2 protein-coding genes and 1 rRNA gene are annotated in these 3,485 nt (G+C 37.8%); 1 reads left to right on the top strand and 2 read right to left on the bottom strand.

The annotated features are described in order from the left end of the window. Positions 1–49: 49 nt before the first annotated feature. A complete protein-coding gene (locus AC5YCD_RS15625; RefSeq protein ID WP_180185633.1) occupies positions 50–1,375 on the bottom strand; it encodes an ISNCY family transposase in 1,326 nt (441 codons plus the stop codon). 756 nt (positions 1,376–2,131) lie between these two features. Here AC5YCD_RS15625 and AC5YCD_RS15620 point away from each other — a divergent pair. Next, on the top strand, positions 2,132–3,202 hold the full coding sequence (locus AC5YCD_RS15620; RefSeq protein ID WP_496130874.1) for a zinc-binding metallopeptidase family protein: 1,071 nt from the start codon (positions 2,132–2,134) through the stop codon (positions 3,200–3,202). Between the two features lie 150 nt (positions 3,203–3,352). Here AC5YCD_RS15620 and rrf read toward each other — a convergent pair. Next, positions 3,353–3,467, bottom strand: a 5S ribosomal RNA gene (gene rrf, locus AC5YCD_RS15615). Positions 3,468–3,485 lie beyond the last annotated feature (18 nt).

The raw sequence follows: 3,485 nt of genomic DNA, 5'->3' as shown, positions 1-3,485 counted from the left end.
TGTTATTCCCAAGTAGAAATGTCCTACCTAATAACCAAATAGAAATGTCCTATATGGACATTTCCAAGTCAAGCACAGGATTCAGATTTCGTTGTTGAATTGCTGTTTTCTGTGCACGTCTGCTTGGCATCTTTTGAGAACGATTACGTTTGTTTTGCTGTTCCAGTTCTTCATGCTGTTGTTGAATATGCAGCAATACAGAACTTAAACGTTTATTCTCAACAATCTCTCGCTGGTTAAGCTGACTTAATTTATCGAAGATGCTGTAATTGATCTTCCGTCCTTCATGCATGATCGCTACAGTACCATCCGGATATTCTAGAAACTCAAGATATTTACCGATCAGCTTCTGATTTTCTTGGATATTCTCCAGAATATATACACATTTATCATAAGTAATGGTCAGGCTATTGGTGACTCTGCGGGGTTCACGCCAAGTAAAAATATCATCTAATTCTTCAGCTGTTTCAGTGACAGTCCGGTGGAGATCCTTAGGATTAAAGGCCATCTTGGCAAATTTACGATTAAATTGCTCAATAAAGCAGGGCAGCCAGGCATTGGCATCTGCAATCGAACTGATAGCTTCTAAGCGCATCTCCTTAATCAGACGATCCTGAAGCGTTCTATTGGCTCGTTCTACACGTCCTTTGGCCTGTGGTGAATTGGCGAAGATGATATCGATATTGAGCGTACTGAGTACTCGCCCAAATTGGGTAATCTTGGTGTCTTTCTTGCTGCTTTGATTTACCCTAAAGACTGAATGTTTGTCGCTGTAAAATGCTAAGGGCTTACCGTGCTGTTCAACATACAAACGTGTCGAAATCATATAGTCAAAGGTTGATTCTGACTCACAGAAGCGTAAATGCTGTAATTTGCCTGTGGCATCATCAATAAACACCAGCAGACAGCATTTAGCAGCACGCCCTTCGAACCAGTCATGGTGAGAGCCATCAATCTGGATCAGTTCACCATAGCAATCCCGGTTATATCGAGGCTGATATGGGCGTTTCAGGCGCTTGGCGCGAGGAATCCACAAGTCGGCTGCAATCATCCAAGAACGCAGGGTTTCTACTGAAAGATCGAATCCATGTACGGTGGTGAGCTTTTCATGCGCTAAAGTGGGTCCGAAACCATGGAGTTGGTCAGAAACAATATTGAGGCACTTGAGTCTGAGTTCTTCAGGAAGTTTGGAATTGCTGGTTTGGCCACGACCGGCATGGGCTAATGCAGCTGGACCTTGAGCTTTGTATTTCTGCAGTAAGCGTCTGATCTGACGTTCTGAGATATGAAGTAGCTGAGCAGCCTGGGATTGAGTTATGCGTTGATCGCAGATTTCCTGCAAGACCGACAATCGTTTAAGTTCTTTATCCGACATAGACACCAACATATCAAACCGTCCGCTTCGATAATCGCAAAAGCGCATATTCTAAAAGCGGACATTTTTACTTTGGAGAAACCGGACATTTCTATTTTGGAGTTACAATCCAATTTCGTATAATGAACATTATGTTAAATAATATATAAATCCATAACCCCCATTCAAGCTTATAGTCATCTCACAACCCTATGGTTTTAGAGAGATGAAAAATTGATTCAAGCTTTCTATTGATAAACTTACAAATCATCAAGCACATATTCTAATAAATCTCGCTCGCTACTCAGGATACCCAAAGCCTCCTCTTACTATCATTCTGCTTGGTTTCTAAATACTACAAGCTTTAGTTTGATAGAGCGGTTTGAAACTAGATGTGTAACATATAGGAATTTAAACAATCCTATACCGCGCACATAGTTTTTTTTACTTAGATGGGTCAATATGCTCAATATAAGTAATTGACAAAAATAACCACCGATCAATATGATGCGTTATATACGCATCATATAATACAATAAACTATTGTTTTTAATTAATTAATTTTTGTTATAAAAATAATTTTAACCATTATAGCAACCAAAGCATACACCATTAAATGATTACTTATTTTGTTCAATTCATCACAAATGGAGTTAAAAATTCAGTACTGACTAGACAATCTAAGAAATGCATCATTTTTCGCATAAAAGCTAATGAATATAGGTTGTTTTTGAAAGACAATAAGTGATAGTTTTTTGCAATGGAATGATCAATATTATGCGCTATTTCTCTTGTAGTGAATGCCAACAGCAGATTTTTTTTGCTAAAACACATTGCGATCATTGCGGCTGCAGAATTGGTTATTCCGCAAAATATCAAGAATTGCTCTGCTTTGATGAAAAACAAGCCAATATTTGGCAGGTTAAGCAGAAACATAAAAACATTACAAATGTTGAATTCAAACCTTGTTACAACTACACCCATCATCAAATTTGTAATTGGGTACTCAGTATTAATGATGAGGAAATTTATTGTGAGTCATGTCAACTTACTTATATCATTCCCCCACTTGACCAACCTGAAAATATTGAATACTGGCGCCATCTAGAACATGCCAAGCATCGCTTCTTATATTTAACTCAGCGCTTAAATATAATGCCACGTCCAAAACGAAATGATGATGATCAACTTGGACTACGTTTTAATTTTTTAGTGCCAATGCATGGCCAACCCGTAATGACTGGTCATGGCAAAGGTATCATTACTTTAAATGCACAAGAAGCAAATGTGATTTATCGTGAAACCACACGAGTTAATATGGGAGAAAACTATCGAACACTATTAGGTCATTTTAGACACGAAAGTGGTCACTACTATTTTTATTTAATTGAGAATTTAAGACCAGATTTATTAGCAGAGTTCAGACATTATTTTGGCGATGAGCGTCAAGATTATGCTATAGCACTGCAAAAACATTATGAATATGGGCCTGAGCCAAACTGGCAAAAACACTATATTAGCTCTTATGCTACAGCCCACCCTTGGGAAGATTGGGCTGAAACTTGGGCGCATTATTTACATATGATGGAAACCTTAGAAACTGCTTTTCATGCAGGCTTAGCTGTTAATGCCAAACAAGGTAGCTTAACCAATCTCACCATGGATGAGTGCCCTATTGGTGCTGAAAATTTTGAGAAAATTTTAGAAAGTTGGATTACATTAACTTTTAATTTAAATGCTCTAAATCGTAGTATGGGTTTAGAAGATGCCTATCCTTTCAAATTATCTGATGTTATTAAAGATAAACTACGTTTTATTCATAGACATTTGTTGGATTTGGCTTTTTAATTTAAATTATACTTAGGCTATTATTATATAACCGCAATGAAGAATAAGACATTATTAAAACAATTTCATGCAAATTCTGAGGGTATTCATTGCTTTTTATAGGCGAAAAAAAATCCCCCGATCAACGATCGAGGGATTTTTAGAATAATGAGCTGGCGATGACTTACTCTCACATGGGTAACCCCACACTACCATCAGCGCTAAGAGGTTTCACTTCTGAGTTCGGGAAGGGATCAGGTGGTTCACTCTTGCTATTGTCGCCAGCACAACTTGGATGCTTACT

The sequence above is a fragment of the Acinetobacter sp. CY05 genome (assembly GCF_059515805.1).
Note: the sequence above shows the minus strand (reverse complement) of the source record. Positions and strands in the feature narration are given on the sequence as shown.

Excerpts from the sequence above, each read along its gene's own strand:
- AC5YCD_RS15620 (WP_496130874.1), top strand. The coding sequence starts at position 2,132 with ATGCGCTATTTCTCTTGTAGTGAATGCCAACAGCAGATTTTTTTTGCT.
- AC5YCD_RS15625 (WP_180185633.1), bottom strand. The coding sequence starts at position 1,375 with ATGTCGGATAAAGAACTTAAACGATTGTCGGTCTTGCAGGAAATCTGC.